Annotated in this window: 24 protein-coding genes; 8 read left to right on the top strand and 16 right to left on the bottom strand. The window is 73.4% G+C overall.

The features are described from left to right. From RM780_RS19665 to RM780_RS19655, 3 genes are all read right to left on the bottom strand, one after another. A partial coding sequence (locus tag RM780_RS19665) for an NADH-quinone oxidoreductase subunit C (RefSeq protein ID WP_311632114.1) occupies window positions 1-741 on the bottom strand: 741 nt, incomplete at its 3' end. Beyond that, on the bottom strand, window positions 738-1,325 hold the full coding sequence (locus RM780_RS19660; protein ID WP_311632113.1) for an NADH-quinone oxidoreductase subunit B: 588 nt from the start codon (window positions 1,323-1,325) through the stop codon (window positions 738-740). The genes RM780_RS19665 and RM780_RS19660, both read right to left, overlap by 4 nt. Then, window positions 1,316-1,687 (bottom strand): NADH-quinone oxidoreductase subunit A, encoded by a 372-nt coding sequence (locus tag RM780_RS19655; protein WP_311632112.1) that lies wholly within the window; start codon window positions 1,685-1,687, stop codon window positions 1,316-1,318. The genes RM780_RS19660 and RM780_RS19655 overlap by 10 nt, the downstream gene beginning before the upstream one ends. Before the next feature lie 196 nt (window positions 1,688-1,883). Here RM780_RS19655 and RM780_RS19650 point away from each other — a divergent pair, with 196 nt between their 5' ends. The 6 genes from RM780_RS19650 to rarD all read left to right on the top strand — a co-directional run bounded on the left by RM780_RS19650 (window position 1,884) and on the right by rarD (window position 9,478). Beyond that, on the top strand, window positions 1,884-3,080 hold the full coding sequence (locus RM780_RS19650; RefSeq protein WP_311632111.1) for a sensor histidine kinase: 1,197 nt from the start codon (window positions 1,884-1,886) through the stop codon (window positions 3,078-3,080). Further along, the gene (locus RM780_RS19645; RefSeq protein WP_311632110.1) at window positions 3,077-4,366 is read left to right on the top strand and encodes a sensor histidine kinase; all 1,290 of its coding nucleotides are present in this window, start codon (window positions 3,077-3,079) and stop codon (window positions 4,364-4,366) included. Before RM780_RS19650 ends, RM780_RS19645 begins: the two co-directional genes overlap by 4 nt. A 72-nt stretch (window positions 4,367-4,438) precedes the next feature. Then, a complete protein-coding gene (locus RM780_RS19640) occupies window positions 4,439-5,098 on the top strand; it encodes a response regulator transcription factor (RefSeq protein WP_311632109.1) in 660 nt (219 codons plus the stop codon). Window positions 5,099-5,350: 252 nt separating this feature from the next. Continuing rightward, window positions 5,351-7,255, top strand: a complete 1,905-nt coding sequence (locus RM780_RS19635) for a 2-oxoacid:acceptor oxidoreductase subunit alpha (RefSeq protein ID WP_311632108.1) — start codon at window positions 5,351-5,353, stop codon at window positions 7,253-7,255. After that, a complete protein-coding gene (locus RM780_RS19630) occupies window positions 7,245-8,339 on the top strand; it encodes a 2-oxoacid:ferredoxin oxidoreductase subunit beta (RefSeq protein ID WP_311632107.1) in 1,095 nt (364 codons plus the stop codon). The genes RM780_RS19635 and RM780_RS19630 overlap by 11 nt, the downstream gene beginning before the upstream one ends. Before the next feature lie 221 nt (window positions 8,340-8,560). Then, on the top strand, window positions 8,561-9,478 hold the full coding sequence (gene rarD, locus RM780_RS19625; RefSeq protein ID WP_311632118.1) for an EamA family transporter RarD: 918 nt from the start codon (window positions 8,561-8,563) through the stop codon (window positions 9,476-9,478). An 18-nt stretch (window positions 9,479-9,496) separates the two neighbouring features. On the opposite strand, the gene RM780_RS19620 is transcribed toward rarD, so the two are convergent. Both RM780_RS19620 and RM780_RS19615 read right to left on the bottom strand, forming a co-directional pair. Then, a complete protein-coding gene (locus tag RM780_RS19620) occupies window positions 9,497-9,889 on the bottom strand; it encodes an SRPBCC family protein (RefSeq protein WP_311632106.1) in 393 nt (130 codons plus the stop codon). A 2-nt stretch (window positions 9,890-9,891) separates the two neighbouring features. Next, a complete protein-coding gene (locus tag RM780_RS19615; protein WP_311632105.1) occupies window positions 9,892-10,500 on the bottom strand; it encodes a CGNR zinc finger domain-containing protein in 609 nt (202 codons plus the stop codon). A 21-nt stretch (window positions 10,501-10,521) separates the two neighbouring features. Here RM780_RS19615 and RM780_RS19610 point away from each other — a divergent pair, with 21 nt between their 5' ends. Continuing rightward, a complete protein-coding gene (locus RM780_RS19610; protein WP_311632104.1) occupies window positions 10,522-10,974 on the top strand; it encodes a VOC family protein in 453 nt (150 codons plus the stop codon). A 307-nt stretch (window positions 10,975-11,281) separates the two neighbouring features. Here the strand turns inward: RM780_RS19610 and RM780_RS19605 are convergent, their stop codons facing one another. Continuing rightward, window positions 11,282-12,172, bottom strand: a complete 891-nt coding sequence (locus RM780_RS19605; RefSeq protein WP_311632103.1) for a LolA family protein — start codon at window positions 12,170-12,172, stop codon at window positions 11,282-11,284. A gap of 206 nt (window positions 12,173-12,378) precedes the next feature. Further along, window positions 12,379-13,383, bottom strand: coding sequence for a polyprenyl synthetase family protein (locus RM780_RS19600; RefSeq protein WP_311632102.1), 1,005 nt, complete (start codon window positions 13,381-13,383; stop codon window positions 12,379-12,381). Between the two features lie 254 nt (window positions 13,384-13,637). Here RM780_RS19600 and RM780_RS19595 point away from each other — a divergent pair, with 254 nt between their 5' ends. After that, window positions 13,638-14,240 (top strand): hypothetical protein, encoded by a 603-nt coding sequence (locus RM780_RS19595; RefSeq protein WP_311632101.1) that lies wholly within the window; start codon window positions 13,638-13,640, stop codon window positions 14,238-14,240. Window positions 14,241-14,315: 75 nt separating this feature from the next. Here the strand turns inward: RM780_RS19595 and nuoN are convergent, their stop codons facing one another. The 9 genes from nuoN to nuoF form a co-directional block, all read right to left on the bottom strand. After that, a complete protein-coding gene (gene nuoN / locus RM780_RS19590; RefSeq protein ID WP_311632100.1) occupies window positions 14,316-15,917 on the bottom strand; it encodes an NADH-quinone oxidoreductase subunit NuoN in 1,602 nt (533 codons plus the stop codon). Further along, a complete protein-coding gene (locus RM780_RS19585) occupies window positions 15,914-17,560 on the bottom strand; it encodes an NADH-quinone oxidoreductase subunit M (RefSeq protein ID WP_311632099.1) in 1,647 nt (548 codons plus the stop codon). Before RM780_RS19585 ends, nuoN begins: the two co-directional genes overlap by 4 nt. A 27-nt stretch (window positions 17,561-17,587) precedes the next feature. After that, entirely contained in the window at window positions 17,588-19,483 is a 1,896-nt protein-coding gene (gene nuoL / locus RM780_RS19580; protein ID WP_311632098.1) for an NADH-quinone oxidoreductase subunit L, read from the bottom strand. A 22-nt stretch (window positions 19,484-19,505) separates the two neighbouring features. Continuing rightward, a complete protein-coding gene (nuoK, locus tag RM780_RS19575; RefSeq protein ID WP_311632097.1) occupies window positions 19,506-19,805 on the bottom strand; it encodes an NADH-quinone oxidoreductase subunit NuoK in 300 nt (99 codons plus the stop codon). 85 nt (window positions 19,806-19,890) lie between these two features. Continuing rightward, window positions 19,891-20,823 (bottom strand): NADH-quinone oxidoreductase subunit J, encoded by a 933-nt coding sequence (locus RM780_RS19570; RefSeq protein ID WP_311632096.1) that lies wholly within the window; start codon window positions 20,821-20,823, stop codon window positions 19,891-19,893. Beyond that, window positions 20,820-21,452, bottom strand: coding sequence for an NADH-quinone oxidoreductase subunit NuoI (gene nuoI, locus RM780_RS19565; protein ID WP_311632095.1), 633 nt, complete (start codon window positions 21,450-21,452; stop codon window positions 20,820-20,822). Before nuoI ends, RM780_RS19570 begins: the two co-directional genes overlap by 4 nt. After that, window positions 21,445-22,830, bottom strand: a complete 1,386-nt coding sequence (gene nuoH, locus RM780_RS19560) for an NADH-quinone oxidoreductase subunit NuoH (RefSeq protein WP_311632094.1) — start codon at window positions 22,828-22,830, stop codon at window positions 21,445-21,447. Before nuoH ends, nuoI begins: the two co-directional genes overlap by 8 nt. Continuing rightward, on the bottom strand, window positions 22,830-25,355 hold the full coding sequence (locus RM780_RS19555) for an NADH-quinone oxidoreductase subunit G (RefSeq protein ID WP_311632093.1): 2,526 nt from the start codon (window positions 25,353-25,355) through the stop codon (window positions 22,830-22,832). The genes nuoH and RM780_RS19555 overlap by 1 nt, the downstream gene beginning before the upstream one ends. After that, on the bottom strand, window positions 25,352-26,752 hold the full coding sequence (gene nuoF, locus RM780_RS19550; RefSeq protein WP_394813021.1) for an NADH-quinone oxidoreductase subunit NuoF: 1,401 nt from the start codon (window positions 26,750-26,752) through the stop codon (window positions 25,352-25,354). Before nuoF ends, RM780_RS19555 begins: the two co-directional genes overlap by 4 nt. Window positions 26,753-26,754 lie beyond the last annotated feature (2 nt).

Here is a 26,754-nt window from a genome sequence, read left to right as displayed (position 1 = left end):
CGGGGCCGGGGCGGGCGGGGGGTGGTTCGTGGAGACGTGGGCGGCGGTGCGATTGCGGAGGGGGCGGTCGGTGTGCTGCCACGGGGCGTCGGGGGTCGCGGCGGCGCCGGAGGTGCCGGCCGCGCGGGCTGGGCGGGCGGCGCGGGTCGGGCGGGCCGGGGCTGCGGGGAGCTGGCCCTTGAGGGGGCCCCAGTCGTTGGGGTCGGGGACGCCGGGGGGAAGCATCTGGCGGCGGCGGGGGCCGCCGTGGCCGGATTCGCCGGGTTCCTTCGCGCCGGGCCACGCCTTGGCGACGCGGGCGGCCAGGACGAAGTCCTTGCGCAGCGGGTGTCCCTCGAAGGTCTCGGGCAACAGCAGCGGGGCCAGGCCGGGGTGCCCGGGGAAGGCGATGCCGAACATCTCGTGCGTCTCCCGCTCGTGCCAGGCCGCGCCCGCGTAGACGCCGGTCGCGGTCGGCAGCGCCGGGTCCTCGTGCGGGACGGTGGCGCGCAGCAGCAGCCGGCGCGGCGGGGTGCCCAGCGCGACGACGTGCGCGCAGACCTCGAAGCCGCTGCCGGGCCGGTCCACCGCGCTGAGCCAGTCGAAGAACGTGCAGCCCAGCTCGTCGCGGGCGCTGCGCAGCGCCGCGGTCCAGCCCTCGGCGGGAACGTCCACGGTCAGCACCTCGTACGCCTCGCCCGCCGCGGCCCCCTCCCCGAACAGCTCGGCGGCGGGCCTGGGCAGCCAGCCCTCGCCGCTCACCGGGAACCGTCCCCGGGAGCGGGCGGCGTGACCAGCGGGCTGGTCAGTTCCGCGGCGGAGGGTGAACGCGGGGCGTAGCGGCGGTCGATGGTCTCCGCGGCGATCTTCTCCTGGAGCTTGAGGATGCCCTGGAGCAGCGCCTCGGGCCGCGGCGGGCAGCCGGGGACGTACACGTCCACGGGGATGATCTGGTCCACGCCCTTGGTGACGGAGTAGGAGTCCCAGTAGGGGCCGCCGCAGTTGGAGCAGGCGCCGAAGGAGATGACGTACTTCGGCTCGGGCATCTGCTCGTACAGCCGCTTCACGGCCGGGGCCATCTTGTCGGTGACGGTGCCGGAGACGACCATCAGGTCGGCCTGCCGGGGGCCGGGCGCGAAGGGGATGACGCCCAGGCGGATGAAGTCGTGCCGGGACATCGACGCGGCGATGAACTCGATGGCGCAGCAGGCCAGGCCGAAGTTGAAGACCCACAGGCTGTAGCGGCGGCCCCAGTTGAGGATCACCTTCATCGGCTCGGGGGCCAGGCGCGCGAGCGGGCCGAGCGCGGACCGCGCGGCGGCGGGGCGCGCGGGCGTCAGGTCCATGCGAGCACGCCCTTCCGCCAGGCGTAGAGCAGCCCGGCGCTGAGGAAGCCGAGGAAGACGAACATCTCCACGAGCGTGGCCGCGCCGTAGCCCTCGGCCGAGAAGACCGTCGCCCAGGGGAAGAGGAACACCGAGTCCACGGCGAAGATCACGTACAGGAAGGCGTAGACGTAGTACCGGATCTGGGTGTGCGCCCAGCCCTCCCCCACCGGGTCCACGCCGCACTCGTAGGCCAGCAGCTTCTCCGGCGTGGGCACGGAGGGGCGCAGCAGGCGGCCGGCGCCGAAGGAGACCGTCACGAAGAGGACGCCGGCCACGGCGACGAGGCCGACGACGGCGTAACCGTGGAAGTAGTCGGGCACGACGGGCCTCCGGGGCGGGGACGGGTGGACGGACGGGAGTCTAGGGGACCCCGCGCCGGCTGTGACCACCGCAGGGAGGACCGGTGGCGGGCGGGCGCGCAGGGCCGAGGGGGGCCGGGGCGGTGGGGCTAGCCCCACCGGCGTTGACCGACGCACCCCATGGCAGCCGCGGCCGGCGAGCGTGCAGGCTGGGGTCATGACCAGCACCGCCCCCGCGGAGGCCGCCGAGCCGCTGCCCCCGCCCCGCCCCCCGCTGAGCGCGCAGACCTGGCGGGAGTGCGCCTACCTGCTGTCGGGGATGCCGCTCGACCTGATCGCCTTCGTCTACGTGCTGGCGTGGATCTACGTCGGCGTGCTGCTGTCCGTGACGGTGATCGGCCTGCCGGTGCTGGCGCTGGGCCTGCTGGGCTGCCGCCTGTTCGGGTCCTGGGAGCGGGCCAGGACGCGGGCGCTGCTGCGGCTGGAGGTCGAGGAGCCGAGCCCGCTGCGGCGCACCCGGGGCCGGGGGTTCCTGACCTGGGTGTGGTCGAGCCTGAAGGACCCGGTGGGCTGGCGTTCGGCGCTGTTCTTCGTGGTGCGGCTGCCGTGGACGGTGATCACCTTCACGGTGGTCCTGACGGCGTTCTTCGTGGCCTGGCCGCTGCTGCCCTGGCTGGCGCGCTGGCTGAGCAACGTGGACCGGGCGCTGGTGCGCGCGCTGCTCTCCCCCTCGGACGAGATGGAGCGGCGGATCGCCGAGCTGGAGTCGGGCCGCACGACGGTGAGCGACGCGGCCAGCGCGGACCTGCGGCGGATCGAGCGGGACCTGCACGACGGCGCCCAGGCCCGGCTCGTTTCCCTGGCCATGGACCTCGGCCTGGCGAAGGAGAAGCTGACCGAGGACCCCGAGGCCGCGGCCCGGATGGTGGAGGAGGCCCACGGCGAGGTGAAGCTCGCGCTCCAGGAGCTGCGGGACCTCGCGCGCGGCATCCACCCGGCGGTGCTCACCGACCGGGGCCTGGGCCCGGCCCTGTCGGCCGTCGCGGCGCGCTGCGCGGTGCCGGTGCGGGTCTCGGTGGAGCTGAGCGGCCGGCCCGCCGAGGCGATCGAGGGCATCGCCTACTTCACCGCCTCGGAGCTGCTGCAGAACGTCAGCAAGCACGCCGCCGCCCGCCAGGCCGAGGTGGAGGTGTGGCGGGCCGGGGACCGGCTGATGCTCCAGGTGACCGACGACGGCCGCGGCGGGGCGGACGCGACCGCGGGCAGCGGCCTGGCCGGGCTCGCCGAGCGCCTGGCCGCCGTGGACGGCCAGCTTGCCGTCCAGTCCCCGCCCGGCGGGCCGACCACGGTCACCGCCGAACTGCCCTGGCGCGAGCGGCGCCCGGGCGCGAGCCAGAAAGAGGCGACCCGATGATCTCCGTCCTGCGGCTGCCGTTCGCGGCGCGGACCTGGCGCGAGGGCCTGTACGCCCTGCTGAACCTCCCGATGGCGCTGATCGGCTTCGTCACCGCGGTGACCGGCCTGTCGGTGAGCGCCGGCCTGCTGATCACGTTCGTCGGCCTGCCGCTGATGGCGGCGGTCCTGCTGGTGCTGCGGCTGTTCGGCTCGGCGGAGCGGGTGCGGGCGCGGCTGCTGCTGGGCCTGGCGGTGCCGGACCCGGAGCCGCTGCGGCTGCGCCCCGGGCGGCGCGGGCCGCTGGCCTGGATGGGCGCGGTGCTGCGTTCCAACGTCTCCTGGCGCTCGGCCGCGTACGCCGTGGTGTGCCTGCCGTGGGGCGTCCTGACCTTCAGCGTGGTGACCGGGCTGTGGGTGGGCGGCTGGGGCGCGCTGACGTTCCCGCTGTGGCAGTGGACGCTGGACGGGGACGAGGAGATCGGCGTCAACACCGACGGCCACGGCGGCGGCTGGATCTGGGACACGCCGCTGGACATGGCGGCGGTGTCCCTGGCCGGGCTGGTGCTGCTGCTCGCGGCGGCCGTGGTGATCCGGGGCATGGCGGTGATCGACCGGCTGCTGGTGGCCGGGCTGCTGGGGCCCTCGGCGGCGGCGGCGCGGGTGCTGCAACTGGAGTCGGACCGCTCGGTGGTGGTGGACGCCTCGGCGGCCGACCTGCGGCGGATCGAGCGGGACCTGCACGACGGCGCCCAGGCCCGGCTCGTTTCCCTGGCCATGGACCTCGGCCTGGCGAAGGAGAAGCTGACCGAGGACCCCGAGGCCGCGGCCCGGATGGTGGAGGAGGCCCACGGCGAGGTGAAGCTCGCGCTCCAGGAGCTGCGGGACCTCGCGCGCGGCATCCACCCGGCGATCCTGACCGACCGGGGCCTGGGCCCGGCCCTGTCGGCGGTGGCCTCGCGGTGCACGGTTCCGGTGGCCGTGGAGGTGGACCTGGACGCGCGGCCGGCCGAGGCGATCGAGGGCATCGCCTACTTCACCGCCTCGGAGCTGCTGCAGAACGTCAGCAAGCACGCCGCCGCCCGCCGTGCCGGAGTGGAGGTGTGGCGGGCCGGGGACCGGCTGATGCTCCAGGTCAGCGACGACGGCCGCGGCGGGGCGGACGCGACCGCGGGCAGCGGCCTGGCCGGGCTCGCCGAGCGCCTGGCCGCCGTGGACGGCCTGCTGGGCATCGACTCCCCCGAGGGCGGGCCCACCGCCGTCACCGCCGCGCTCCCGTGGCGGGACCGCCCCTCCCGCGCGGGGTGAGATGCTGACGGGGTCCCCGTCCCTGTCCCGCCCGGACAGGGACGAGCCGGTAGACCCCAGGGGGAACGAGACGTGCGGGTTGTCATCGCCGAGGATTCGGTGCTGCTGCGGGAGGGCCTGACCCGGCTGCTGAACGACCGGGGCCACGAGGTCGTGGCCGGGGTGGGGGACGGGGAGGCCCTGGTCACGGCCGTCCGGGGCCTGGCGGACGCGGGCGAGCCGCCGGACGTGGTGGTGGCGGACGTGCGGATGCCGCCCACGCACACCGACGAGGGCGTGCGGGCCGCCGTGGCCCTGCGGCAGCGCTACCCGGAGCTGGGGGTCCTGGTCCTATCGCAGTATGTGGAGGAGCAGTACGCCACCGAGCTGATCGCGGGCTCCAGCCGGGGCGTGGGGTACCTCCTCAAGGACCGCGTGGCGGACGTCAGCGAGTTCGTGGAGGCGGTCGGCAGGGTCGCTGCCGGGGGCACCGCGCTCGACCCCGAGGTGGTCGCGCAGCTCCTGGGCCGCAGCCGGAAGCAGGACGTTCTCGCGGGACTCACCCCCCGCGAAAGAGAGGTCCTAGGACTAATGGCCGAGGGTCGCACGAATTCGGCAATCGCGCGGCAACTCGTGGTGAGCCATGGGGCTGTGGAAAAGCACGTCAGCAACATCTTCATGAAGCTGGGCTTGGCACAGAGTGACACAGATCACCGGCGGGTTCTGGCGGTTCTGACCTATCTCAATTCCTGACCGCGGCTGACACGCTGGGGGTGGCGGCCCCGCCCCGGCCACCGGGGGAACGCCCCGCGTGGCAGGGGGACTTCGCACGTCCGGCGGGGGTTCGCACCGTGGGGCAACGGAGCGCCGCGGCGGCGTCCTGCCTGGTCCTAGGTCCGTACTCCTAGGGCCCGGCCGCGTCCATGATGTGATCAACGCCAGGAAGGCAAGCCTAACCCGCGTAACATGGCCGGGAAGAGCCGCCTCGTAAGGAGGGCTACAGCAGTGACCACTGAGGTCGACCAGGCGAGCCAGGGCCGCGGCGACGCCAAGGACGTGCAGCGCCTGGAACGGGTGATCATCCGTTTTGCCGGGGATTCCGGAGACGGAATGCAGCTGACCGGTGACCGTTTCACCTCGGAAACGGCTTCTCTCGGCAATGACCTGTCCACGCTGCCGAACTTCCCCGCGGAAATCCGCGCCCCCGCCGGCACCCTCCCCGGCGTCTCCTCCTTCCAGGTCCACTTCGCGGACCACGACATCCTCACCCCGGGCGACGCCCCCAACGTCCTGGTCGCGATGAACCCGGCGGCGCTGAAGGCCAACGTCCCCGACCTGCCGCCCGGCGCCGAGATCATCGTCAACACCGACGAGTTCACCTCCCGGGCGCTGGCCAAGGTCGGCTACGCGGCGGACCCCCTGCGCGACGGCTCGCTGGAGGCGTTCCGCGTGCACGAGGTGCCGCTGACCACGCTGACGGTGGAGGCCCTCAAGCCCTTCGGCCTCACCCGCAAGGAGGCCGACCGCTCCAAGAACATGTTCGCCCTGGGCCTGCTGTCGTGGATGTACCACCGCCCGACGGAGAACACCGAGGCGTTCCTGCGCGGCAAGTTCGCCAAGCGCCCCGAGATCGCCGAGGCCAACATCACGGCCTTCCGCGCGGGGTGGAACTTCGGCGAGACCACCGAGGACTTCGCGGTCTCCTACGAGGTGGCCCCGGCCACCGCGGCCTTCCCCGCCGGCACCTACCGCAACATCTCGGGGAACCTCGCCCTCGCCTACGGCCTGATCGCCGCCGGGCAGCGCTCGGAACTGCCGCTGTTCCTGGGCTCCTACCCGATCACGCCCGCCTCGGACGTGCTGCACGAGCTGTCCCGGCACAAGAACTTCGGCATCCGCACCTTCCAGGCGGAGGACGAGATCGCCGGCATCGGGGCGGCCCTGGGCGCGGCGTTCGGCGGGGCCCTCGGCGTCACCACCACCTCGGGCCCCGGCGTCGCGCTGAAGTCGGAGACGATCGGCCTGGCGGTCTCGCTGGAGCTGCCGCTGCTGATCGTCGACATCCAGCGCGGCGGCCCCTCCACCGGCCTGCCCACCAAGACCGAGCAGGCCGACCTCCTCCAGGCGCTGTACGGGCGCAACGGCGAGGCGCCGGTCCCGATCGTGGCGCCGGCCACCCCCGCGGAGTGCTTCAACGCCGCGCTGGAGGCCGCCCGGATCGCGCTGGTCTACCGCACCCCCGTCTTCCTGCTCTCCGACGGGTACCTGGCCAACGGCTCCGAGCCCTGGCGGGTCCCCGAGGTGGAGGAGCTGCCCGACCTGCGGGTGCGCTTCGCCACCGGGCCCAACCACACCCTGGACGACGGCACCGAGGTCTTCTGGCCCTACAAGCGGGACGAGGCCACGCTGGCCCGCCCGTGGGCCGTCCCCGGCACCCCCGGCCTCGAACACCGCATCGGCGGCATCGAGAAGCAGGACGGCCCGGGCAACATCTCCTACGACCCGGCCAACCACGACCGCATGGTCCGCATCCGCCAGGCCAAGGTCGACGGCATCGACGTGCCGGACGTGGCGGTGGACGACCCCAGCGGCGCGGCCCGCGTGCTCGTCCTGGGCTGGGGCTCCACCTACGGCCCGATCACCGCCGCGGTGCGCCGCATCCGGCGGGCCGGCGGGCAGATCGCGCAGACCCACGTGCGCAGCCTCAACCCGCTGCCGGCCAACCTCGGCGAGGTGCTGCGCGCCTACGACCGGGTGGTGCTGCCGGAGATGAACCTGGGCCAGCTCTCCACGGTGCTGCGCGCCAGGTACCTGGTGGACGTGCGGTCCCTGACACAGGTCACCGGCCTGCCCTTCAAGGCCGAGCAGCTCGCATCCGCTTTCAAGGAGGCACTCGACGATGTCCACTGAGGCGCCCGTCCAGCCGGGGCCGCGGACCGCGCTGGCCCTCGTCCCCACGGCCGGCGGCCCGCAGTCCGCCAAGGACTTCAAGTCGGACCAGGAGGTGCGCTGGTGCCCCGGCTGCGGCGACTACGCCGTCCTGGCCGCGGTCCAGGGCTTCCTGCCCGAGCTGGGCCTGGCCCGGGAGAACATCGTCTTCATCTCGGGCATCGGCTGCTCCTCCCGCTTCCCGTACTACATGAACACCTACGGGATGCACTCCATCCACGGCCGCGCCCCGGCCATCGCCACGGGCCTGGCCACCTCCCGGCGCGACCTGTCGGTGTGGGTGGTCACCGGGGACGGCGACGCGCTGTCCATCGGCGGCAACCACCTCATCCACGCGCTGCGCCGCAACGTCAACCTCAAGATCCTGCTGTTCAACAACCGGATCTACGGCCTGACCAAGGGCCAGTACTCCCCCACCTCCGAGCCCGGCAAGATCACCAAGTCCACGCCGATGGGCTCGCTGGACACCCCCTTCAACCCGCTGTCCCTGGCCCTGGGCGCGGAGGCCTCGTTCGTCGCCAGGACCGTGGACTCCGACCGCAAGCACCTGACCGGGGTGCTGCGCGCGGCGGCGGCCCACCACGGCTCGGCGCTGGTGGAGATCTACCAGAACTGCAACATCTTCAACGACGGCGCCTTCGAGGTGCTCAAGGACAAGCAGCAGGCGCTGGAGGCCGTGATCCGGCTGGAGCACGGCGCCCCGATCCGCTTCGGCGCGCCGGCCGAGGACGGCCTGGGCAACAAGGGCGTGGTGCGCGATCCGGCCACGGGCGAGCTGCGGGTGATCGACGTGGCGGCCGAGGGCACGGACGGCATCCTCGTGCACGACGCGCACGCCGAGTCCCCGGCCACGGCCTTCGCGCTGACCCGCCTCGCCGACCCGGAAACGCTGCACCGCACGCCGGTCGGCATCTTCCGGGACGTGGCCCGGCCGGTCTACGACGACCTGATGGCCGAGCAGCTGGAGCAGGCCGTCGAGCGGCGGGGCAAGGGCGACCTGGGCGCGCTGCTCACCGGCAACGACACCTGGACCGTGGCCGGCTGAGCCGCGGGGCGCTCCCGCGTCCCTCCCCGTCCGTCACGCCCGCGGCACTGTCAGGACCGTAGGCCGGAAACGGGAATGACAAGCCGCTCCCCCGGCGCTAGTTTCGTCGGGGGCAGGGTGGTTGCGGGCGTGAAGCGGTGAGGCGCGGGAGGTCGCTGGTGGGTGCGGGTAGCGGTGCGGCGAGTCGGGCGGGCCTGGCGTACGGCCTGACCGCGTTCGGGATGTGGGGCCTGCTGCCCCTGTACTGGCACGAACTGGAGGGCACCCCGGCCGGGGAGGTCCTGGCCCACCGGGTCGCCTGGTCCCTGCCCACGGCGCTGCTGCTGCTGATCGCCGTGCGGAACTGGTCCTGGATACGCCCGCTGCTGCGGCAGCCGAGGCGGCTGGCGCTGCTGGCCGCGACCGCCTCGCTGATCACCGTCAACTGGTACCTGTTCATCTGGGCCGTGGCCGAGGACCGGGTCCTCGAAGCCTCCCTCGGGTACTTCATCAACCCCCTGCTGACCATCGCCACCGGCGTCCTGCTGCTGCGCGAGCGCCTGCGCCGGCCCCAGTGGGTGGCCGTGGGCATCGGCGGACTCGCGGTGGTCGTGATGGCCGTCGCCTACGGCGAGGTGCCCTGGGTCTCGCTGACGCTCAGCGTCACCTTCGCGCTCTACGGGCTGGCCAAGAAGCGCACCGCCCTCGACGGCCTTGAGGGCTTCACCGCCGACACCACGCTCCAGTTCCTGCCCGCCGCCGTCTTCCTGGTGATCCTGGCCGGGCGCGGGGACAGCACGTTCACCTCCGAGGGGCCGGGGCACGCGCTGCTGCTCGCGGTCAGCGGGGTGGCCACCGCCCTGCCGCTGATCCTCTTCGGCGCGGCGGCCGTGCGCGTGCCGCTGTCCACGATCGGGCTGATGCAGTACATCGCGCCGGCCACGATGTTCCTCCTCGGCTGGCTGGCGTTCGACGAGGACATGCCGGCCGAGCGCTGGGCCGGCTTCCTGCTGGTCTGGGCCGCCCTGTGCATCCTCACCTGGGACGCCCTGCGCAACGCCCACCGCAACCGCCGGGCGACGGCCCTGGCGGCCGGGAACGCCCTGCCGGGCCCCGCGGCGGAGCCCAGCTCCCGGCAGCCCGCCGCCCTCACGGACTGAACGGCCGCGGCCGACTCCTCAGGCCAGGGCCTCGGCCACCGCGTCGGCGACGGCGCGCCAGTGGGCCCGCCGGCGGTCGCGTTCGGCGGGGCCGGCCAGGCGTTCCTGGTGGAAGCGGAGGACGGCCCTGGCGGGGTCGGGGGCCGCCGAGACGGTGACCTGGAGGGTCGTGCTGCCGTGGGTGACGCGGATGCGTTCGCGCTCCCGGTACCCGCGGACCTCGCCCGTGACGCCCTCGGCCGTGCGGTAGGGGGCACCGCGGCGCGGCGTGAGGTCGGCACCGGGACCCAGCCACAGCGCCAGGCCGCGCGGCCCGGAGATGAACTCCCAGACGGCGTCCGGCGGATGGGGCAGCGTGCGCGAGACGCCGACCTGCCAGCCGGCGCCCTCGGTCAGTCCCGTGGGCGGCATGGTCATCCCTCCTCGGAGCGGCGGGCGCGCAGCGCCCGCACCTTGTGACGGTTCCCGCAGCGCTCCATGGAGCACCAGCGGCGGCGGCCCGGACGCGAGGTGTCCACGAAGACCAGCGCGCAGTTCTCCCCCGCGCACTCCCGCACCCGGCCCGCGTGCGGCCCGGTGAACAGGCGCACGGCGTCCCGCGCCACGGTGGACAGCAGGGCCCGTCCGTCCGGGTCCCCGGCCCAGGCCAGGGTGCCGTCCGGCGCGAGGGCGGGAACCAGCGAGGGGCGGGCGGCGGCGGCGTTGACCTCCGCCAGGTCCCCGGGGGCGGGGGGCAGGCCGCCCGCGAGCGCGGTCGCGGCCCGCCACAGCGCGTCCCGCAGCCGCCGCGCGGCGGCCACGTCCTGCGGCGAGACGGTCAGCCGCGGCGTGGGGTCCAGGCGGCTGCTCTCCGCCCAGGCCACGAGGTCGGCGGGCGCGCGCAGCACCTCCCAGCGGGCCAGCGGGCCGGGGCCGCCGGTGGGCAGCAGCTCCAGGCACAGCGCCCCGGGGTCGAAGCGGAACGAGACGCCGGAGGAGGCGCGCAGCACGAGCCCGGCGGGGGCGCTTGCGTACACGGACATGCAACTACTATAACCGGTTACATGCCACTGCACTGGAAGCTGGTCATCGACACCGCCGACGCCCCCGCCCTCGCGGAGTTCTGGGCGCAGGCCCTGGGCTACCGCGTCGAGGACAACAGCGCGCACATCGAACGGCTGCTGGCCGCCGGGTACGTCACCGAGGAGCATCTGGCCGAGCGCCGGGGACGCCGCCACTTCCGGGGCATGACCGCCATCCGGCACCCCGAGGACCCCTACGACGAGGCCACCGGCATCGGCCACGGGCGGCGCCTGCTCTTCCAGGACGTTCCCGAGCCCAAGAAGGTCAAGAACCGCCTCCACCTCGATGTCCACGCGGCCCCCGGCGAGCGCGAGCGCGAGGTCGCCCGCCTGGAACGCCTGGGCGCCACCGTCTCCCGCACGGTCGACCAGGGTCCGGCGGGCTCATGGACGATCATGCTCGACCCCGAGGGGAACGAGTTCTGCGTCAGCTGACGCGCGCGGCGCCGCCCGGCCAAGGGTGGCGCGCCGCGGCCTCGATGCGCCCGTGGGCAACGGCCCGGCCCCGGCCGGGGCCGGGGACCGTGCCGCTCGCGGACGCGGACAGGGGCCGCAGACAAGGCGCGGCCCCGGCGGGCTACGGCCGCGTACCGCTCAGCCCGCCCCGCCGGGCGCGGACATGGCGCGGCCCCGGCGGGCCCGGCCGCGAGGCCGGGTGCCGGGGCCGTGCCGCTGACGCGGCCAAGCCGTGGCGCTCGCGGACGCGGAAACACCGCGTGGCCCAAGCCCGGCCGGCAAGGCCCTAGTGGGACAGGCCCTCGGGGAAGCCCTCCGGGAGGAGCTCCTCCAGGAGGCCGCCGAAGGGCTGATCCGGGTCGACCTCCAGGACCTCCGCGCCGCTGGGCGGGGTGAACTCGAAGACGCTGCCGGCCGGCTGGGCGTACTCGATCTCCGTGAACGCCACCTCCAGGGACCGGCCCTCACCCTCGGCGTCCACCGCCAGCGGGACCCCGGTCGCGGAGTCCACCGAGATCCGCACCCGCTCCACCGGGCTCCCGGCCTCCGTGGGCTCCACCAGCACCTCGTAGGCGTCCCGCCCGGCGATCCGCGCCGTGCCGTCCACCGTGATGTCGGCGTGCTCCCCGGCCTCGGCCAGCAGGCGCTCCGCGGCCTGCTGCGGGGTCGTCCCGCCCAGCAGCTCCTCGGCCCCGATCCCGCCGTGCCGTGCGGCCTCCTCGGAGAGCCCGGCCAGGTCGGCGCTGAGGACCGTGCCGCCCGCGGAGTCGTACGCCCATAGCTGGTCGCCGTCGCGGATGACGCTGAACTCGTCCTCCCCGTCGACCAGGCCGATGCGCTGCCGCTCCGGGCCATCGAGCGCGACCCGCAGGGTGCTCTCGCCCGTGGCCAGCTGGGCCAGCCTCCCGGCCGGGCCCTCGACCCGGTCCAGGAACTGGCCCACCAGGCCGTCCGCGGGCAGACCCAGGTCGGCGTCCACCCGCACCGTGCCCGACAGCTGCGCGGCATCGGCCTGCGCCACCCGCACGAGCAGCTCCTCGGCCGTCACTTCCGGCAGCTCCGGGCTCTCGCCACCGTCGCTCGCGATGGCCGGCCAGACGCCCGCCCCTATGGCGGCGATCCCGGCGACCACGGCGGTCGGTACCACCGCGCGACGGATGTTCTCACTCAGTGACATTTCGTGCCCCTCCACTCACCTGTCGGCACTGTCCATTCCAACAGCCGGGGCGGAAGGAGGCATCCGCCCGAGGGAGGCATCGGCGTACAACCACAGGAGGACGGGGAGGGGGCGCGGTCTCCCCTCCCCCTAGGGGATGGTCCCGATCGGGAAGGGGCGGGGGGAACGGCCGGGGCGCGCTTGGCGCACCGGGCGCGCACGGGGCGTTACGCGGTGCGGTCGGCCACCGCGTCGCACAGCTCGGCCAGCGCCGCCTTCGCCGGCCCGTCGGGCAGCGGGTCCAGCGTCCGGCGGGCCTGGTCCGCGTAGGCCAGGGCGTCCTGCCGGGCCCGGCGCAGCGCGGGGTGGGCCCGCAGCGCGGCCAGCGCCTCGGCGTGCCGGGCGTCGTCGGTGAGGTCGCCCGCCAGCAGCTCGACCAGCTCGCGGTCCGCCGCCGCGCCGTCCCGGGCCGCCATCTCCCGCAGCCGCAGCACGGGCAGCGTCGCCACGCCCTCGCGCAGGTCGGTGCCCGGGGTCTTGCCCGACTCCCGCTCCTCGCCCGCGATGTCCAGCACGTCGTCCGCGAGCTGGAAGGCGACGCCGATGCGCTCGCCGTACTGGGCCAGGGTGTTGACCACCGGCTCGGGCGCCCCGGACATCAGGGAGCCCAGCCGCCCGGCCACCGCGATCAGCGAGCCGGTCTTCCCGGCGACGACCTCGAAGTGGTGGGCCACGGGGTCCTCGCCCTCGCGCGGCCCGGCGGTCTCCTGGATCTGGCCGGTCACCAGGCGCTCGAAGGCCTCGGCCTGGATGCGGACGGCCTCGGGGCCCAGCTCCGAGACGATGGAGGAGGCCCGGGAGAAGAGGAAGTCGCCGGTGAGGACGGCCACCGAGTTGCTCCAGCGGGCGTTCGCGCTCGCGACGCCGCGCCGCACCTCGGCCTCGTCCATGATGTCGTCGTGGTAGAGCGTGGCCAGGTGGGTCAGCTCCACGACCACGCCCGCCGGGACCACGCCTGGCGCGTGCGGGTCGCCGAACTGCGCGGCCAGCAGGGCCAGCAGCGGCCGGAACCGCTTGCCCCCGGCGCGCACCAGGTGCTGGGCGGTCTCCGTTATGAACGGGACGTCGCTCTTCGTCGCCTCGACCAGGTGGGCCTCGACGGCCGCCAGCCCGGCCTGGATGTCGGCCCGCAGGGCCTCGTCGCGCACGCTCACCCCGAACGGACCGGTCACGAGCGTTCTCCCTGCCTTGGGTGCCTTGTCCCCGGCAGCGTAGCCGGTCCGAAGTGGATCACCGGCTCAGGGTGAGCCGATCGCCGTCCGGGCCGTCCGCGCAACGATCACGGCCGCGACGGAACGGTCACGCCCGCGACGTCACACGGGTATCAGTCCGGCGGCGATTGGCATAGGCACGTAACACTTCCCCACCCCCCACCGGCGGGCAAGATAATCTGCCCGGACACGAACGAACGTAACGAGGGGAACCCATGCGCAAGTCCATACGGCTGGCCGTGCCCGCGGTGGCCGCGGCGATGTTTCTGCTGAGCGCCTGTGGCGACGACGACGGGGAGTCCCCCTTCGGCGCCGCGGGCGGCGCTGCCGGCGGCGGCCAGCAGGGCGGCCAGGAAGGCGGCGACCAGGGCGGCGGCGACCAGGGCGGCCAGCAGGGTGGCGGCGACCAGGGTGGTGGTGACCAGGGCGGCGGCGACCAGGGCGGCGGCGGTGGCGGCGTGCCGACCACCGAGCAGATCGTCGGCTCCTGGGCGGTGAACCCGGGCCCGGCCTCGGAGACCTCCGGCGGCGGCGCGACGCTGGACGTCTACCCGGACAACACGGTCCGCTGGGAGGAGGACGCAGGCGGCGACGGCGACATCTGCCGCGGCCCGATCGCCAACGGCACCATCACCGTCCAGTGCACCCGGTACGGCCCCAACACGTGGCCCGACACCACGGCGAACATCACGCTGAACGGCGACCAGCTCACCGTCACCTGGTCCTCCGGCGCGACGCAGACCATGGCCCGCAACGACCTGGGGGGCGGCGGCATCCCGACCATGCCCACGATGCCGACCGTCCCGACCTTCGGCTGACAGGCCACAGCGGCGAGGAGGCAGCCGGAAGGCCCGGAACCCCTTGGGGGTCCCGGGCCTTCGGCGCGCCCGGGCTCAGCGGACGAAGACCCCGGCGTCGCCGGCCAGGTCCAGGAAGTACTGCGGGGCCACGCCCAGCACCACCGTGACGGCCGCCGCCAGCGCCACCACCGAGACGGTCAGCGGACTGGGGATCACGACCGAGGGGCCGTCCTCCTTCGGCTCGCTGAAGAACATCAGCACGATGACCCGGACGTAGAAGAACGCTGCCACCGCCGAGGCCAGCACGCCGGTGATCACCAGGCCCGTGGCCCCCGCGTCGGCCGCCGCCCGGAAGACGGCGAACTTCCCCGTGAAGCCCGAGGTCAGCGGGATGCCCGCGAAGGCCAGCAGGAACAGCGCGAAGACCCCGGCCAGGAGCGGCGAGCGCCGCCCGAGACCGGCCCACTTCGACAGGTGCGTGGCCTCCCCGCCCGCGTCCCGCACCAGCGTCACCACGGCGAAGGCGCCCAGCGTCACGAAGGAGTAGGCCGCCAGGTAGAACAGCACGGAGGACACGCCGTCCTCGCTGACCGCGACCACGCCGGAGAGGATGAACCCGGCGTGCGCGATCGAGGAGTACGCCAGCAGCCGCTTCACGTCGGTCTGCGTGATGGCGATCACCGCGCCCGCCACCATCGAGGCGATGGCCACGCCCCACAGCACCGGCTCCCAGTCCCAGCGCAGGCCCGGCAGCACCACGTACAGCAGCCGCAGCAGCGCCCCGAAGGCCGCCACCTTGGTGGCCGCCGCCATGAACCCGGTCACCGGCGTCGGCGCGCCCTGGTACACGTCCGGGGTCCACATGTGGAACGGCACCGCGCCGACCTTGAACAGCAGCCCCATCGTCACCATCGCGCCGCCGATCAGCAGCAGCGCGTCGTTGCCCATCGTGGAGGCCAGGCCCGGGTCGACCACGGGCGGGTTGCCGCTGACCACGTCGGCGATCCCCGCGTAGGAGACCGTGCCGGCGTAGCCGTAGAGCATCGCGATGCCGAAGATCAGGAACGCCGAGGCGAACGCGCCCAGCAGGAAGTACTTCACCGCGGCCTCCTGCGACAGCAGCCGCCGGCGGCGGGCCAGCGCGCACAGCAGGTACAGCGGCAGGGAGAGCACCTCGAGGGCAATGAAGAGGACCAGCAGGTCGTTGGCCATGGGGAAGAGCAGCATCCCGCCGACCGCGAAGAGCAGCAGCGGGAAGATCTCCGTGGTGGTGTGCCCGGCCCGCACCGCCTCCTGCTCGGCCGCGCCGCCCGGCACCGCCGCCGGCGAGGCCGCGAAGGAGTCGACGGCCCGCCCGTGCGCGGCGGGCTCCAGTCGGCGTTCGGCGAAGAGGAAGGCGGAGACCAGGCCCACCAGCAGGATCACGCCCTGGAGGAACAGCGCCGGGCCGTCCACCGCCAGCGAGCCCTCGCCCGCCACCTGCGCCTCGCTCGTCGCGTGGCCCCCGGCCGCCAGCGCGATCACCGCGGCGAAGGCCCCGGCCAGCGCCAGCGCCGAGAGCACCACCTCCGCGCCGTACCGGGCCCGCCGCGGCAGGAACGCCTCGACCAGCACGCCGAGCATCGCCGCGCCGAACACGATCAGGCTCGGCGAGAGAGCCGCCCACTCGATGTCGGGCGCCTGAAGCTCGTTCATTCCGCCGCCTCCACTTCATGCTCGTGCCCCGGGGTCTCGCCGCGCTCGGGGACGGTGTGCGGCTCGGGGTCGGACTGGTCCACGTCGGAGAGCGTGTGCTCGACCGCGGGGTTGACGATGTCGGTCAGCGGGCGCGGGTAGACCCCGAGGAAGATCAGCAGCCCGATCAGCGGCATCACGACGGCCAGTTCCCGCACCCGCAGGTCCGGCAGCTTCTCCAGGCCGGAGCGCACCGGCCCGGTCATGGTCCGCTGGTAGAGCACCAGCACGTACAGCGCGGCCAGCACGATGCCCGCGGAGGCGATGATCGCCACCGCCTGGTACCGGCTGAAGGTGCCCACCAGGACCAGGAATTCGCTGACGAACGGCCCGGTGCCCGGCAGCGACAGGGTGGCCAGGCCGCCGACGAGGAACGTCCCCGCCAGCACCGGCGCGGTCTTCTGCACGCCGCCGTAGTCGGAGATCAGCCGCGAGCCGCGCCGGGAGATGAGGAACCCGGCGACCAGCATCAGCGCGGCCGTGGCCACGCCGTGGTTGATCATGTAGAGCGTCGCGCCGCCCTGGCCCTGGCTGGTCATCGCGAAGATGCCCAGCACGATGAAGCCGAAGTGGCTGATGGAGGCGTACGCGATCAGCCGCTTCATGTCCCGCTGGCCCAGCGCCAGCAGCGCCCCGTAGATGATCGAGACCAGGGCCAGGACGAGGACCACCGGCGTGGCCCAGTCGCTGGCCTCGGGGAAGAGGCCCAGGCAGAAGCGGAGCATCGCAAAGGTGCCGACCTTGTCCACCACGGCCGTGATCAGCACGGCCACGGGCGCGGTCGACTCGCCCATGGCGTTGGGCAGCCAGGTGTGCAGCGGCCACAGCGGGGCCTTGATCGCGAAGGCCAGGAAGAAGCCGAGGAAGAGCCAGCGCTCGGTGGAGGTGGCCAGGTCGAACTCCCCGGCGGCGCGCGCCTGGAGGATCGCCTGGAGGGAGAACGTCCCCGTCTCCAGCTGGTCGGCCGTGGCCACGTACAGCCCGATGAGGGCGGCCAGCATCACCAGGCCGCCGACGAGGTTGTAGAGGAGGAACTTGACGGCCGCGTAGGTGCGCTGGAGCGCCTGCCCGGCCTCGTCCGCGGCCCCCGCCCGGTCCCCGAAGCCCCCGATGAGGAAGTACATCGGGATGAGCATGGCCTCGAAGAAGATGTAGAAGAGGAAGATGTCCGTGGCGGCGAAGGACAGGATGACCATCGCCTCGACCGCCAGGATCAGCGCGAAGAAGCCCTGGGTGGGCCGCCACCGCCTGGAGGCGGGCGCCTCGCCCTCCCTGGGGTCGGCGTCGTTCCAGCCGGCGCCGATGAGGAAGGGGATCAGCACGGCGGTCAGCGCGATCATCGCCACGCCGATGCCGTCCACGCCCAGCTCGTAGCGGACGCCGAAGTCCTCGATCCAGGACCGGGACTCGGTCAGCTGGTACCGGTCGGCGCCGCTTGCGGTGTCGAAGCGGACCAGGATCGCCGCGGCGAAGCCCGCGGTGGCCAGCGAGAACAGCAGCGCCAGCCACTTGGCGGCCGTCCGCCGGGCGGCCGGGACGGCCGCCGTGACCACCGCGCCCACCGCGGGGGTCAGGGCCGTGGCCGTCAGCAGGGGAAACGACATGTCAGTCTCTCCTCAATTCTCGCCCGCTCAGACCGCGCGCATCAGCAGCGTCGCGGCGATCAGCAGGGCCGCGCCGCCGAACATCGAGACCGCGTAGGACCGGGCGAAGCCGTTCTGCACCCGCCTCAGCCGGCCTGAGGCGCCGCCGAAGCCCGCGGCCAGGCCGTTGACCACCCCGTCCACCAGCTTGTGGTCGAGGAAGACCAGGCCGCGGGTGAGGTAGTTGCCGGGCCGGACGAACGCGGCGTGGTTGAAGTCGTCCTGGAGCAGGTCCCGCCGCGCGGCCCGGGTGAAAAACCGCCCGGCCGGGGCCACCACGGGCACCGGGCGGCGGCCGTACTGCCACCACGCGCCGAGCACGCCGAGCAGCATCACGCCCGTGGCGGCCAGCGCGACCTGGCCGTGGCTGACGGGCGAGTCCCCGTGCGCCAGCCCGGTGACCGGCTCCAGCCAGTGGACGAACCGCTCGCCCGCGTCGAAGAAGAAGCCCGCCCCGACCGAGCCGATCGCCAGCACGATCATCGGGACCGTCATGGTCAGCGGGGCCTCGTGCGGGTGCGGCTCGTGGCCCTGCGCGTCGGGCTGCCAGCGGCGTTCTCCGAAGAACGTCAGCAGCATGATCCGGGTCATGTAGTACGCCGTCAGGGCCGCGCCCAGCAGCATCACCCCGCCCAGGATCCAGCCCTGGGTGCCGCCCTTGCTGAACCCGGCGTAGATGATCTCGTCCTTCGAGAAGTAGCCGGAGAGGTAGGGGAAGCCGATGATCGCCAGGTAGGCGAGGCCGAACGTGGCGAAGGTGACCGGCAGATGGCGCCGCAGGCCGCCGTAGCGGCGCATGTCCACCTCGTCGTTCATGGCGTGCATCACCGAGCCGGCGCCGAGGAAGAGCCCGGCCTTGAAGAAGCCGTGGGTGACCAGATGCATGATCGCGAAGACGTAGCCCAGCGGGCCGAGCCCGGCGGCCAGCATCATGTACCCGATCTGCGACATGGTCGAGCCGGCCAGGGCCTTCTTGATGTCGTCCTTGGCGCAACCGACGATCGCACCGAAGAGCAGCGTCACCGCGCCGACCGTGATCACGACGGTCTGCGCGTCGGGCGCGGCGTCGAAGACGGCGGCGGAGCGGGTGACCAGGTAGACGCCGGCGGTGACCATGGTCGCGGCGTGGATGAGGGCGGAGACCGGGGTCGGGCCCTCCATGGCGTCGCCCAGCCAGGACTGGAGCGGCACCTGGGCCGACTTGCCGCAGGCCGCCAGCAGCAGCATCAGGGCGATGCCGGTGAGCGTGGCCTCGCTCGCGCCCGTGGCCCCGCCGAGCACCGGCTCGAAGGCGAAGGTGCCGAAGGTGGTGAACATCAGCAGGATCGCCAGCGAGAGGCCGACGTCCCCGACGCGGTTGACGATGAACGCCTTCTTCGCCGCCGTCGCCGCGCTCGGCTTGTGCTGCCAGAAGCCGATCAGCAGGAAGGAGGCCAGGCCCACGCCCTCCCAGCCGACGTACAGCAGGAGGTAGTTGTCGGCCAGCACCAGCAGCAGCATGGCGCCGAGGAAGAGGTTGAGGTAGGCGAAGAACCGCCGCCGCCGCTCGTCGTGGGCCATGTAGCCGACCGAGTAGAGGTGGATCAGCGTGCCCACGCTCGTGATCAGCAGCACGAACGTCATGGAGAGCTGGTCGAGCTGGAAGGCCACGTCCGCGCGGAGGTCCGCGACCGGCACCCAGCTGAACAGGTGCTCGCGCAGCGTGCGGTCCTCGGCGTCCCTGCCCAGCAGGTCGAAAAAGAGGACGGCCGCCAGGACGAAGGAGGCCGCGGCCAGCGCGGTGGCCAGCCAGTGGCCCACCCGGTCCAGGCGCCGCCCGCCCAGCAGCAGCACGGCGGCTCCCAGGAGGGGCGCGCCGATCAGCAGTCCGATCAATGACTCCACTGTTCTTACGACCCTTCGACCCTTAGAGCTTCATCAGGCTGGCGTCGTCCACCGAGGCCGAGTGGCGGGAGCGGTAGACGGTGACGATGACGGCCAGCCCGACCACGACCTCGGCGGCGGCCACGACCATCACGAAGAACGCCACGATCTGGCCGTCGAGGTTGCCGTGGATGCGGGAGAACGCGACCAGGGCCAGGTTGGCGGCGTTGAGCATCAGCTCGACGCACATGAAGACGACGATGGCGTTCCGCCGCAGCAGCACCCCGCAGGCGCCCAGGGTGAACAACAGGGCGGCCAGGTAGAGGTAGTTGATGGGATTCACTGCGCCCCCTTGTTCGCTTCTCCGCTCGCGCGGCACAGTGCGGGATTCGTCGTCATCTGCGGCCCGGCAGCCGCGCGTGCGTCGCTCACTGGCGCGCCCCCTCCTCGGTGGCCTCGCGACCGGCGCCCTCTTCCTCGGCGGCCCGCGCCGGGTCCGTGGGGGCCAGGGCCCCGCGGCCGGCGGCGGGCGTCTCGGGGTCCATGTAGCGCTGGCCGTGGTGGCGGGCGGTGCGGCGCTCCAGCGCGGCGACGTCGGCGACGGCCTGCCGGTGCACCTCCCGGACCTGGCCGCGGGAGCGGAGCGTGGCGTTGACGGTCAGCTCCGAGGGCGTGCCGTCGGGCAGCAGGCCCGGCAGGTCCACGGCGTTGTGCCGGGCGTAGACGCCGGGGGCGGGCAGCGGCGGCAGGTGAACGCCCGCGCGCACCCGCTCCTCGGCCTGCTCGCGCTGGGTCTTGATGCGCTCGATCCGCTCCCGGTGGGTGAGGAGCGTGGCGCCCACGGCGGCGACGGTCAGCAGCACGCCGGTGACCTCGAAGGCCACGACGTAGCGGGTGAACAGCAGCGAGGCCAGGCCCTGGACGTTGCCCTGGGAATTGGCCTGCTCCAGCCCGGTGAAGGAGCCGACCGACGCCTGGCCGATGCCGGCGATCAGCAGCAGGCCCAGGCCCAGGCCGCAGCCGGCGGCCAGCCAGCGCTGGCCCTTGAGCGTCTCCTTCAGCGAGTCGGCGCTGGAGACGCCGACCAGCATCAGCACGAAGAGGAAGAGCATCATGACCGCGCCGGTGTAGACGACGATCTGCACCATGCCCAGGAAGTAGGCGCCGTTGGCGAGGTAGAAGACGGCCAGCAGCACCATCGTTCCGGCCAGGCAGAGCGCGGAGTGCACCGCGCGGCGCATCAGAACGGTGCCCAGGCCCCCGGCCACGGCCAGCGGCGCCAGCACCCAGAACTGCGCGGCCTCGCCGGTGGAGGTGGAGGTCTCGGCGGCCAGGCCGGCGGCGGTGGTCAGGGCGTTCACGCCTGCCCCCTGTCCGCGCCCGAGGTGCCGGGCGCCGGATCGTGGAGGCGGGTGGCGGCGGAGACCGCGTCGTCCTCGGCCAGCTGCTCGCCGGTGACGGTCTGGCGGACCGTGCCGGGGGCGGCCCCGCGGACCTCGCCGCGGTAGTAGGACTGCTCGTCCGCGCCGGGGTACATGGCGTGCGGGGCCTCGACCATGCCGTCGGTGAGGCCGGCCAGCAGCTCCTCCTTGGTGTAGATGAGGGAGGCGCGGGTGCGGTCGGCCAGCTCGTACTCGTTCGTCATGGTCAGCGCCCGGGTGGGGCAGGCCTCGACGCACAGGCCGCACAGGATGCAGCGCAGGTAGTTGATCTGGTAGACGCGGCCGTAGCGCTCGCCCGGGGAGTACCGCTCCTCCTCGGTGTTGTCCGCGCCCTCGACGTAGATGGCGTCGGCGGGACAGGCCCAGGCGCACAGCTCGCAGCCGATGCACTTCTCCAGGCCGTCCGGGTGGCGGTTGAGCTGGTGCCGGCCGTGGAAGCGGGGCGCGGTCGGCTTCTTCTCCTCCGGGTACTGCTCGGTGAGCCGCTTCTTGAACATGGACCTGAAGGTCACGCCGAAGCCGGCCACGGGGTTGCGGAACTCAGGCATCGTCGCTGCCCTCCCTTCCCTGGGTGTGTCCCTCGGATTCGGCTGCCGCCCCGGCCGCGGCCTTCTCCCGGTGCGTCCGGGAGGGCCGGCGCGGCACCGGCGGCAGGGTCTGTCCCGGCAGCGGCGGCACGGGGTAGCCGCCGGCCGTGGGGTCGAAGGGCTCCTGGGTTCCCTCCGCGCCGGGCTCCCCGGCTCCCCCGGCTTCCTCGTGGCGCCGCTCGGAGCGGTCGCGGAAGAAGTCGGCGACGAACGACAGCAGCAGGATGGTGAGGACGCCCCCGGAGACCCACAGCACGATGTCCTGGAAGTCGTAGTCCTCGTTCTGCATGGCGCGGACGGTGGCCACCAGCATCAGCCAGACCAGCGCGATGGGGATGAGGATCTTCCAGCCCAGCGCCATGAACTGGTCGTAGCGCACCCGCGGCAGCGAGGCGCGGATCCACATGAAGAAGAAGATGACGCAGACCAGCTTGGCCGTGAACCACAGCAGCGGCCACCAGCCGGTGTTCGCGCCCTCCCACAGGCTCAGCGGCGCCGGGGCGCGCCAGCCGCCGAGGAAGAGGGTCACCATCAGTGCGGAGACCGTGACGGTGTGGATGTACTCGGAGAGCATGAAGAAGGCGAACTTGATCGAGGAGTACTCGGTGAGGTACCCGCCGACCAGGTCGCCCTCGGACTCCGGCATGTCGAACGGCGGCCGGTGCGCCTCGCCGACCATCGACACCATGTAGATGAGGAAGGACACCGGCAGCAGGATCATGAACCACCGGTCGTCCTGCGCCTCCACGATGGCCGAGGTGGACATCGATCCGGAGTAGAGGAAGACGGCCGCGAAGGACAGGCCCATCGCGACCTCGTAGGAGATGATCTGCGCCGTGGCCCGCACCCCGCCCAGCAGCGGGTAGGTCGAGTTCGACGCCCAGCCGGCCAGCACCGTGCCGTAGACCGCGATGGCGGAGGTGGCCAGCACGTACAGCAGCGCCACCGGCAGGTCGGTCAGCTGGAGGACGGTGCGGGTCCCGAAGATCGAGACCGGGTCGTCCTTGGGGCCGAAGGGGATCACGGCGATGGCCATGAACGCCGGGATGGCCGCCAGGATCGGGGCCAGCACGTAGAGCGCCTTGTCGGCGCCCTTGACGATGATGTCCTCCTTCAGCATCAGCTTCACGCCGTCGGCCAGCGACTGGAGCATGCCCCAGGGGCCGTGCCGGTTGGGGCCGATGCGCAGCTGCATCCAGCCCAGCACCTTGCGTTCCATGACGATGCTGATCAGCACGCAGATCATCAGGAACGCGAAGCAGGCCACGGCCTTGATCACGATCAGCCAGAAGGGGTCGTCGCCGAACATCGAGAGGTCCGGCTCCTGCGCGAGCACCATCAGGCGGTCACCTCCTCGACGGCGCCGGCGTCCGCGGCGGGAGTAGCGGTATCCCCGGGACCCGCGGCGATTCGGACGACGCGGCCCGGCAGCGCTTCGAGGTCGCTGTAGGCGCCGCCGCCCACGGAGTTGAGCGGAATCCATACCACCCGGTCGGGCAGCTCGGCGGTCACGGCCAGCGGCAGCGTCACCGTCCCCCCGCCCGGCCCGGTGACGGTCAGGGGCTGGCCGTCGCAGGCCCCGGCCTCGCGGGCGGTGACGGGGGAGAGCCGGGCGACGGCGGCGTGCCGCGTCCCGGCCAGCGCCTCGTCCCCGGCCTGGAGCAGGCCCTGGTCCAGCAGCAGGCGGTGCCCGGCCAGGACGGCCTCGCCCTCGGCGGGGCTGGGCAGCTCGCCCGGGGTGCCCGTGGGCCCCAGCGGCAGGTCGCCGTCCCACTCGGCCAGCGAGTCCAGCTCGGCGCGCAGCGTCGGCAGGTCGGGCAGGCCCAGGTGAACGTCCATTGCGTCGGCGAGCATGTGCAGCGCGCGCGCGTCGGGCTGGACCTGGCGGCGGGTCATCTGGTCGGGCTTGACCGCGGCGGCGAACGGCCGGGCGCGGCCCTCCCAGTTGAGGAAGGTGCCGTCCTTCTCCACCACGGCCGCGACGGGCAGCACCACGTGGGCGCGGGAGGTGACCTCGCCGGGCCGCAGCTCCAGGCTGAGCAGGAAGCCCTCGGCGGCCACCGCGTCCAGCGCCCGCCGGGCCAGCGCCGGGTCGGGCAGGTCGGCCAGCTCGACGCCCGCGACGACCAGGGCGCCCAGGCGGCCGGCGGCGGCCTCGGCCAGGATCTCGCCGGTGTCCCGGCCCGGCCGCTCGGGCAGCGAGCCCAGGCCCCAGGCGTGGGCGACCTCCTGCCGGGCGCGCCGGGCGGAGAACGGCCGCCCGCCGGGCAGCAGCCCGGGCAGCGCGCCGGTCTCGATCGCGCCGCGCTCGCCGGCGCGGCGTGGGATCCACACCAGCCCCGCACCGGTGGTGCCGGCCAGGGCGACGGCGGCGGCGTAGGCGCCGGGGACGCTGGCCAGCCGCTCGCCCAGCAGCAGCAGGGCGCCGGGAGCGCGCAGCGCCTCGGCGGCCCGCCGCCCCGCCTCGTCCAGCTCGGGGGCCCCCGGGTCGGCCAGCGCGGCCAGCCACGCGGTCTCCGTGCCGGGCGCGGCGGGCAGCAGGGTGCCGTCCGTCTTGGCCAGGCCGCGGCTGATGTGGGTGGCCAGCGAGAAGACGCGGGTGCCGTGCTTGCGGCTGCCCTTGCGCAGCCTCAGGAAGACGCCGGGAGCCTCCTCCTCCGCCTCGAAGCCGGCGAGCAGGACGGCGGGGGCCCGTTCCAGCGAACGGTGCGTGGGGCCGTTGCCGTCCAGGTCCAGGCCGTGCCCGGCGACCCGGGAGGCGAGGAAGGCGGCCTCCTCGGCGCTGTGCGGCCGGGCCCGGAAGTCGATGTCGTTGGTGTGCAGGGCGACCCGGGCGAACTTCGCGTAGGCGTAGGAGTCCTCGACGGTGAGCCGACCGCCGGTGAGGACGGCGGCGCCCCGGTCGCGGGCGGCCGTCAGGCCATCGGCGGCCACCCGCAGGGCCTCGGGCCAGCTCGTGGGCTCCAGCTCGCCGGTGGCGGGGTTGCGCACCAGCGGGGCGGTCAGCCGGTCGGGCTGCTGGGCGTAGCGGAACGCGAAGCGGCCCTTGTCGCAGATCCACTCCTCGTTGACCTCGGGGTCCTCGGCGGCCATCCGGCGCATGACCTTGCCGCGCCGGTGGTCGGTGCGGGTGGCGCAGCCGCCGGAGCAGTGCTCGCAGACGGTGGGCGAGGAGACCAGGTCGAAGGGGCGGGAGCGGAAGCGGTAGGCGGCGGAGGTGAGCGCGCCCACGGGACAGATCTGGATGGTGTTGCCGGAGAAGTACGACTCGAAGGGGTCGCCCTCGCCGGTGCCGACCTGCTGGAGCGCGCCGCGCTCCAGCAGCTCGATCATGGGGTCGCCCGCGATCTGCTGGGAGAAGCGGGTGCACCGGGCGCACAGCACGCAGCGCTCGCGGTCCAGCAGGACCTGGGTGGAGATGGGCACGGGCTTGTCGAAGGTGCGCTTGGTGCCCTCGAACCGGGTCTCCGGGTCGCCGGTGGACATCGCCTGGTTCTGGAGGGGGCACTCGCCGCCCTTGTCGCAGACCGGGCAGTCAAGCGGGTGGTTGATCAGCAGCAGCTCCATGACGCCGCGCTGGGCCTTCTCGGCGACCTGCGAGGTCAGGTGGGTCTTCACGACCATGCCGTCGGTGCAGGTGATGGTGCAGGAGGCCATCGGCTTGCGCTGGCCCTCCACCTCCACGATGCACTGGCGGCAGGCGCCCGCCGGGTCGAGCAGCGGGTGGTCGCAGAACCGCGGGATGGCGATGCCGAGTTGCTCGGCCGCGCGGATGACCAGGGTGCCCTTGGGGACGGAGATCCCGACGCCGTCGATCTGGACGGTGACGAGCTCCTCGGGGGGCGTGGTGCCCTGGGCCGTCATGCGTTCACCTCCTGGTGAGCCGTGCCGGTGCCCGCGCCGTCCGCCCAGACCGTGGACCTGGCCGGGTCGAACGGGCAGCCGCCGCCGGTGACGTGCCGCTCGTACTCGTCGCGGAAGTACCGCAGCGAGGAGAAGATGGGGCTGGCGGCGCCGTCGCCGAGCGCGCAGAAGGACTTGCCGTTGATGTTGTCGGCGATGTCGGCGATCTTGTCGATGTCGCCGAGGGAGGCCTTGCCCGCCTCGATGTCGCGCAGGAGCTGCACCAGCCAGTAGGTGCCCTCCCGGCAGGGGGTGCACTTGCCGCAGGACTCGTGGGCGTAGAACTCGGTCCAGCGGGTCACCGCGCGGACCACGCAGGTGGTCTCGTCGAAGCACTGGAGGGCCTTGGTGCCCAGCATCGAGCCGGCGCCCATGACGCCCTCGTAGTCCAGCGGGACGTCCAGGTGCTCCTCGGTGAACATCGGGGTCGAGGAGCCGCCGGGGGTCCAGAACTTCAGGCGGTGCCCGGGCCGCATCCCGCCGCTCATCTCCAGCAGTTCGCGCAGCGTGATGCCCAGGGGGGCCTCGTACTGGCCGGGGCGGGCGACGTGCCCGGAGAGGGAGTAGAGGGTGAAGCCGGGGGACTTCTCGGTGCCCATCGACCGGAACCACTCCTTGCCGCGGTCGATGATCGCGGGAACGGAGGCGATGGACTCGACGTTGTTCACCACGGTGGGGCAGGCGTAGAGGCCGGCCACGGCCGGGAAGGGCGGGCGGAGCCTGGGCTGGCCGCGGCGCCCCTCCAGGGAGTCGAGGAGGGCGGTCTCCTCGCCGCAGATGTAGGCGCCCGCGCCGGCGTGGACGGTGACCTCCAGGTCCCCGCCCTCCCCCAGCGCGCCCTTGCCGAGGTACCCGGCCGCGTACGCCTCGGCCACGGCCGCGTGCAGCCGGCGCAGCACGGGGACGACCTCCCCGCGCAGGTAGATGAACGCGTGGTGGGAGCGGATGGCGTGGCAGGCGATGACGACGCCCTCGATGAGGGAGTGCGGGTTGGCGTACAGCAGCGGGATGTCCTTGCAGGTGCCCGGCTCGGACTCGTCCGCGTTGACCACCAGGTAGTGCGGCTTGTTGTCGCCCTGCGGGATGAACTGCCACTTCATGCCGGTGGGGAAGCCGGCGCCGCCGCGCCCGCGCAGCCCGGAGTCCTTGACGTAGGCGATGACGTCGTCGGGGGGCATGGCCAGGGCCTTGGGGAGCGCGCGGTAGCCGCCGTGCGCCCGGTAGACGTCGAGGGTCCAGGACTCCTCGCGGTCCCAGAAGGCGGACAGCACCGGGGAGAGCAGCTTCTCGGGACTGACGCGGTTGACGCCGCCCGCGTCCCGCTCTCCGGCCCCGCCGTTCCTGTCGTCGGTCGTCACGG

It is taken from the genome of Streptomyces boetiae (genome assembly GCF_031845405.1).
GTDB lineage: Bacteria > Actinomycetota > Actinomycetes > Streptomycetales > Streptomycetaceae > Streptomyces > Streptomyces boetiae.
Note: the sequence above shows the minus strand (reverse complement) of the source record. Positions and strands in the feature narration are given on the sequence as shown.